The 6941-nt window shown below is 65.0% G+C and carries 4 protein-coding genes and 1 pseudogene; 3 read left to right on the forward strand and 2 right to left on the reverse strand.

Features of this window, described 5'->3' with window-relative positions; translation table 11 throughout:
* Positions 1-19: 19 nt before the first annotated feature.
* A complete protein-coding gene (locus tag LC062_RS20350; protein ID WP_224912919.1) occupies positions 20-1021 on the reverse strand; it encodes an AraC-like ligand-binding domain-containing protein in 1002 nt (333 codons plus the stop codon).
* Between the two features lie 219 nt (positions 1022-1240).
* Here LC062_RS20350 and capB point away from each other — a divergent pair, with 219 nt between their 5' ends.
* The 3 genes from capB (at position 1241) to LC062_RS20365 (ending at position 6677) form a co-directional block, all read left to right on the forward strand.
* Complete coding sequence (gene capB / locus LC062_RS20355) at positions 1241-3019, forward strand: caprolactamase subunit beta (protein ID WP_224912921.1); 1779 nt, start codon at positions 1241-1243, stop codon at positions 3017-3019.
* A 28-nt stretch (positions 3020-3047) separates the two neighbouring features.
* On the forward strand, positions 3048-5132 hold the full coding sequence (gene capA, locus LC062_RS20360; RefSeq protein ID WP_224912923.1) for a caprolactamase subunit alpha: 2085 nt from the start codon (positions 3048-3050) through the stop codon (positions 5130-5132).
* A 177-nt stretch (positions 5133-5309) separates the two neighbouring features.
* The gene (locus LC062_RS20365; RefSeq protein WP_224912925.1) at positions 5310-6677 is read left to right on the forward strand and encodes a purine-cytosine permease family protein; all 1368 of its coding nucleotides are present in this window, start codon (positions 5310-5312) and stop codon (positions 6675-6677) included.
* Positions 6678-6794: 117 nt separating this feature from the next.
* On the opposite strand, the pseudogene LC062_RS20370 reads toward LC062_RS20365, so the two are convergent.
* A pseudogene (locus LC062_RS20370) lies at positions 6795-6941 on the reverse strand (electron transfer flavoprotein subunit alpha/FixB family protein); the annotation flags it as partial.

Consider the following 6941-nt stretch of genomic DNA (forward strand, 5'->3'; position numbering starts at 1 on the left):
CGCCCGTGCCTGTGGCGCCTCACGCGGGTGCTTCGTCCCTGGGCCGGTCCGATGCGGGATCGCGGCGACAGGTCTTGAGGTTTTCCTGCCGGTATTCGCCGGGCGAGCAGCCGACATGCTGCTTGAACAGCCGCGAGAAATGCGCCACGTCGCCAAAGCCCCGCCGGAAGCAGATCTCGGCGATCGACTGCCGGGCGCCGGCCGCGCGCAGGTCCATCTTCACCGCCTCCAGCCGCAGATCGCGCACCCATTGGCCGAGCGTCCGGTCGGTGTCGCGGAACAGCGCATGCAGATAGCGCACCGAGATGCCGCAGCTTTGCGCGATCAGCTCCGGACCCAGTTCCGGCCGGTGCAGGTTGGCCCGCACATAGTGTTCGGCCCGGCTCAGATGGGCGGCGCGCACGGAGGAGCCGCCGGAGGTCAGCGTGCGTTCATCCGCATGGATCGACAGGGCGAGCAGTTCCACCAGATGCAGGCCGACCGCCTCGCGGGCTTCCGCGGTCATGGTCGCAAACCGCTGCGGGATGTGATGCAGCATGTCGACGAACAGGCCGGAGACGCCGCCGCCGGCGTTGAACTGCATGCCGCAGAACCGGTCCGGCGCGCGGATCCGGCCCCCGAGGGCAGAGGCAGCAACCTTCATCACCCACAGATCGGCCTGCGCGTCATAGCTGAAATCATAGGGCTGATCGCTGCGTTCGATGATGTAGCCGCCGGGCTTGCAATAAACCTCACGGCCCGCTTGTGCGAAGAAGATTTCCGAGCGCAGCGGGATGGTGACCAGCAGGTGCTCCTCCTCGTCGCAGGCAAGGTGCTGCGGCAGCCGGTGATAGGAGAGGGCCTCGGAGCGAAGCCGTGACAGTGAGACCTGCCCGAGGTTCCATTCCTCCAGTCGCCCGCCGAACCGCTCCGCCTCGCGGAACCGCAGGTCCAGCGGAAAATAGGCTTGGGCGATCGCCTGATGCCAATGGGCACTGCGATCCGCAGGCGCGACACCGCCTGTCGAGATAAGCGTGTTCATCCTCTCGTCCTCCCGCCTTTACCTTAGGCGAGGGGCGCGCGGCGCACAAATGCGCAAGGCGCCCTGTGCACTCCACGGCAAGAAATCCTGCGCTGAGGCGCAAAGACAGCGCGCGCGTCCCGTTCCTACTGTTGTTGGCGGAGCAAGAACCAGAACAGACGGCGGGGAGGAACGACGTGCCAGCACGGCCGGATCCAGCCGTCAGGGAAAGGCACGAGGATGGAACAGACAGTCGGAAAACCCGAACGAAGCCAGCAGGCCCAGATCGACCCGATCACCCTTTCGGTGGTGCGCGGCATCCTGGAAACCACGCAGCGGGAAATGACCCTGTCGCTGGAAAAGACGGCGCGGTCCAGCGTCTTCAACCTGGCGCATGACTATTCGACCGCGCTCTTCAACGCCACGCCGGAGATGATCCTGCAAGGGCAGGACATTCCGATCCACCTCGGGTCGCTGATCCCGGCGATGAAGGTGATCGCCGACTATTTCGGCGACGACATCCATGAAGGCGACCTGATCCTGCACAACGATCCGGCCTATGGCGGCAGCCATGCCATCGACACCTGCATGTACAAGCCGGTCTTCTATGAGGGCAAGCTGGTCTACTGGACCGTCTGCAAGGGGCATCTGACCGACATCGGCGGACCGGTGCCGGCCGGCTACAACCCGGAAGCCAAGGAGATCTACGCCGAGTGCCTGCGCATTCCGCCGGTCAAGATCTGGGACCGGGGCAAGCCGCGTCACGACGTGCTCAACATGATCCTGACCAACATGCGGGCGCGGCGCGATCAGGAAGGGGATTTCAACGCGCTGATCGGCGCCTGCCAGGTGGGCGAGCGCAACCTCATCCGGATGCTGGAGAAATACGGCACGGCGCAGGTCGATGCCTGTGTCGACGAGCTGCTGGCCATGGCCGAACGGCAGATGCGCAGCCTGATCCGCACGGTGCCCGCCGGCACCTATGAGGGCACGGCGGTGCTGGAGGATGCCGGTCACGGTTTCGGCGATTTCGACATCACCGCAAAGGTGACGATCGAGGACGACAGCTGTCACATCGAGATCTCCAGCCCGCCGCAGATCCCGTATTTCATCAACTCCTACGAGGGCAATTCCTATTCCGGCGTCTATCTCGGCCTGATGATGTTCGCCCAGTTGCCACCGCCCTACAACGAGGGGCTCTACCGTTGCGTCAGCGTCAACATGGGGCCGAAGGGAACCCTGTGCAACGCCCAGGAACCGGCGCCGCATATGAACTGCACCACCACGCCGATGGAAACGCTGACCGACGCGGTGCGCCTTGCCTTTGAAAAGGCGATGCCCTCCAAGGTCGCCGCCTCCTGGGGCCATGCCAATGGCCTGAACATCGCCGGCTGGGACACCCGGCACGACGAGGAATATGTGACGATGGTGCTCGCCACCATCATCTCTGGCGCCGGGGCCACGCCGCAGCAGGACGGCTGGCACGCCTGCGGGCCGGAATGCTGCTTCGGCGCTTTGACCTCCGGGGATGTGGAACTGCTGGAACATTCCTATCCGATCATCATTCACCGCTATTCACTGATGACCGACAGCGGCGGCGCCGGGCTTTATCGTGGCGGATCGGGCACGGCCTGGGAGGTGGAGCCGCTCGACAGCGACATGACCTTCATCATGTTCGGCGAGGGGCGCTGGCTTCCGGCGCTGGGCGCGGCCGGTGCCGGCTCGCAGATGACCGACACCAAGGTCGGCCGGCTGGAGCTGAAGCGCGACGGCAAGGTCGAGACCATCCGCGACAACACCATCGGCGTGATCAAGCCGGGCGAGACCGTGACCAACATGAACCCGGGCGGCGGTGGCTACGGCGACCCGATGCAGCGCCCCGTCGACAAGGTTCTGGCGGACGTGAAACTCGGCCTTGTCTCCCTTGAAGGCGCCCGCCGCGACTATGGCGTGGTGATCGAGGATGCCGGCTCCCTGAGGGTCGATCTGGACGCGACGCGCAAGCTGCGCGCCGCCTGACCGTTCCCCTCATTCAAGGATACTGATCATGAACAGCAAATATCGTCTCGGCATCGACGCCGGCGGCACCTTCACCGATTTCGTCCTCGCCGAACGGGCCGGCGGCAGCCGCCTCTACAAGGCCCTCTCCACCCCGTCCGACCCGACCCTGGCGATCCGCAACGGCCTGGGTCTGATCGCCGAGGATCTGGGCGTCGAGCTGGAAGAAATCATTCCCAACTGCGATTTGTGCATCAACGGCACCACCGTTGGCCTCAACGCGCTGATCCAGCACAAGGGTGCGCGCACCGGCTTGATCTGCACCGCCGGCCATGAGGATTCCATCGAGATCCGCAACGGCCACAAGGAAGATGGCTACCGCTATGACGCGGAGTATCCGCCGGCGGTGATGCTGGTGCCGCGCAACCTGCGCAAGGGGGTGCGCGAGCGGGTGCTGTCGAACGGCACGATCCGGACCCCGATCAACGAGGAGGATGTGCGCGCCGCCTGCCGCACCTTCATCGAGGAGGGGATCGAATCCGTCGCCATTTCCTTCGTCTGGTCGGTGCTGCAGCCCGAGCATGAACGGCGGGCCGCGGAGATCGTGCGCGAGATGATGCCCGACGTGCCCCTTACCCTCGGCTCCGATCTCTATCCGCAGGTGCGGGAATACACCCGCACCTCCACCGCCATCACCAATGCCTATCTGGCGCCGATCCTGAAGCGCTACGTGATGGCGGTGGACGCCTATTTCCGCTCCCTCGGAGCGACCTCGCCGGTGCGCTACTTCCAGTCCAACGGCGGTCTCGCCATCGGCCAGTTGATGGCGGACCGCTCGGTCTATGCCATCAACTCCGGACCGGCCTCCGCACCGAAGGCGGGCCTGCATGTCTGCGCGCCGTTCGAGGACCAGAATGTCATCACCGTCGACATGGGCGGCACCTCCTTCGACATCACCCTGACCCATGAGGGGGTGACCAACCTCAACAAGAACATCGACTTCCTGCGCTACCGCATCGGCGTGCCGATGATCCAGGTGGAGACGCTGGGCGCCGGCGGCGGTTCGATCGGCTGGATCGACGACATGGGCCTGTTGCAGATGGGGCCGCAAAGCGCCGGTTCCGATCCCGGCCCGGCCTGCTACGGGCGCGGCGGCACCGAGCCGACCACCACCGATGTCAATCTGGTGCTGGGCTATCTCTGCCCGGGTGGTCTCGTCGGTGGCCGTCTGCCGCTCGACCGGGCAAAAGCGGAGGAGGCGATCCGCAGCCGCATCGCCGAACCGCTGAACATCAGCCTGGAAAAGGCGGCCTATGGCATGTTCACCATCGTCAATGCCAACATGGTCAATGGCATCCGCCGGGTGTCCATCGAGCGGGGCTACGATCCGCGCGACTTCGTGCTGGTCTGCGCCGGCGGCGCGACGGGCGCGCATATCAGCGCCATCGCCCGGGAAATGGGCATTTCCCGGATCATCGTCCCCAAGCTCGCCTCCGGCCTCTGCGCCTTCGGCCAGATCATCTCCGACGTGAAATACAACCACATGGCCACCTGTCCGGTGCGGCTCGACAATGACGAGGCCTATGCCCGGGTCAACGGCCTGTTCCGGCAACTGGAGGAGGACGGCACCCGGCAGCTGCGGCAGGACGGGTTCACCGACGACACCATCCGCATCACCCGCAGCCTGGAGATGCGCTACCTCGGTCAGGTGCATGAATGCACGGTGGAGGTCGACAGTTTCGACATCACCGCCGAGACCGTCGAACGGCTGAAGGAGGCCTTCCACCGCCGGCATGAGCAGCTCTACACCTATGCGGAGCCGGCCAGCACCGTGGAGGTGGTCAACATCGAGAGCACCCTTTACGGGGTGGTCGGCAAGCCCGATGACGCGGTTCTCTCCAGAGGCGGCGATTCCGATGGCGCGCTGAAGGGCACCCGCATGGCGATCTTCTCCTCAAGCGGCGAGTTCACCCGCACCCCGGTCTATGACGGCACCAAGCTGGGGGCGGGCGACCACATCACCGGTCCGGCGATCATCGAGGAGCCGACGACGACCATCGTCGTGGAACCGGGCTGGACGGCGGAACTGCACGAAAGCGGCTCCTACGTCCTGGAGCGTCTGCATCAGGACTGATCCCGCTCCGGTCGGATCGGTGCCTGTGTGCCGATCCGTCTCACCGACCTTGCAGCACTGACACCGGCCCGAACGGCACCGGATCGCCAACAAGATCCGGGCCGTTCACGGGAGGGCGTGCGCCCTTCCCTGCCCGGTGAGATCCAACGACAACAACCAGACCAGAAGGGAATGACAATGGCCCAGTTGCAATCGGCCCCGGAGGCCGACACGCTCGACTTTTCCAATATCGCCGTGCCGCCGGAGGCGCGGATGCCGAAAATGAACCTCACCATGGCCTGGTGGGCGGTGTGCAGCGCGGTGTTCTACATCGTCGTCGGTGCGTCGATGGCGCTGAATTTCGGCACCCGCAACGCCATAATCGGCATGATCCTGTCGGTGATCGCCTATGGCGCGATCAACGCGGTGCTGAGCCGCTACGCCATCCGCACCGGCCTGTCGGTGGCCCTGTTCTCCCGGGTGCTGTTCGGCAGCGTCGGCGCCAGCATCGCCACGCTGATCTTCTGCGCGACGGCGATCTACTATGCGGTGTTCGAGGGCTCGGTGATCGCCGTCGGCCTGACCACCACCTTCCCCGGCATCTCCTACGAGGTGGGGGCGCTGGTCGTCGTCGCCTACAGCGTTGTTCTGATCTTCGGCAGCATCCAGACCTGGCTGGACAAGTTCAACGGCATCCTGCTGCCGGTCTATATCCTCGGGCTCCTGGCCGCCGTCGGGCTCGCCATCGCGGAATATGGCTATTCCAACGCCTGGCTCGAACTCGGACCGGCCGAAGGCGCGCCTGCCGGCGGCTGGTGGTCCTGCTTCGTCTACTACATGGGCGTCTGGGTGCTGATGATGTTCACCTTCGACTATGCCCGTTTCGGCCGGCAGGAGGATGCGGGCTACCATGCCGGGGTCAACTTCGGCATGCCGTTCTATCTGATGGCCTTTCTGGTCAGCGGCCTGTTCGGCATCTTCATGATCGGCACCGTGCCGAACGACGGGGCGATCTCCGAAGTGTCCGTGCTGTTCTCGCTGCTGAAGCTGATGGGCCTTGGCGGGCTGGTGTTCGTCTGGGTGACCCAGACCCGCATCAACACCGCCAATTACTACCTCGCCTCGGTCAACATGGAGGCGCTGTTCTCGCCGCTTGGCGCCCTGCCCTTCGGCCGCATTCTCTGGGCGGTGCTCGTCGGCGCCATCGTCTATGTGCTGATGCTGGCCGATGTTTTCGCCTATCTGCTGCAGGCGCTGGCCTATCAGGGCATCTTCGTCGTCGCCTGGGTCGCGGTGGCGCTCGCCCATATCCTCAGCGATCGCTATGCGGCGCTGGTCGGCGGCGATATCGAATACCGCATCAGCCATGTACCGGCCTTCAATCCGCTCGGGCTGTTCGCCTGGTTCGCGGCCGCCGGCGCCGGCATCCTCGTCTACGCCGCCGGCGGGGCCCATGCGGAGTTCTCCGCGCCAACCAGCGCGGTTGTCGGCTTCTGCCTGTATTTCGCCGGCCTGCGGTTCGCCCGAAGGTCCTGGTTCGTCTCCGCGCCGGAAGGTGCGGCCTGACACGCCGATGGAACGCTCCCGCCCTGCCGGGCGGGGGGGCGATGTCTCACCTCCGGAACGAAAAAGGGCCCGCATAACGCGGGCCCTTTGGTCTCATGACAGCGCTGTTTCGGGATGTCAGCCGACCGCCGCCTTGAACTCGGGCAGGACGTCGAACAGATCGGCGACAAGCCCGTAGTCGGCCACCTGGAAAATCGGTGCCTCCTCGTCCTTGTTGATCGCCACGATCACCTTCGAATCCTTCATGCCGGCCAGATGCTGGAT

The organism is Stappia indica (assembly GCF_020177335.1).
In the GTDB taxonomy this organism is placed as follows: Bacteria; Pseudomonadota; Alphaproteobacteria; order Rhizobiales; family Stappiaceae; genus Stappia; species Stappia indica_B.

Bases quoted from the DNA above. Each gene is read 5' to 3' on its own strand.
- LC062_RS20350 (WP_224912919.1), bottom strand. From the start codon at position 1,021: ATGAACACGCTTATCTCGACAGGCGGTGTCGCGCCTGCGGATCGCAGT.
- capB (WP_224912921.1), top strand. From the start codon at position 1,241: ATGGAACAGACAGTCGGAAAACCCGAACGAAGCCAGCAGGCCCAGATC.
- capA (WP_224912923.1), top strand. From the start codon at position 3,048: ATGAACAGCAAATATCGTCTCGGCATCGACGCCGGCGGCACCTTCACC.
- LC062_RS20365 (WP_224912925.1), top strand. From the start codon at position 5,310: ATGGCCCAGTTGCAATCGGCCCCGGAGGCCGACACGCTCGACTTTTCC.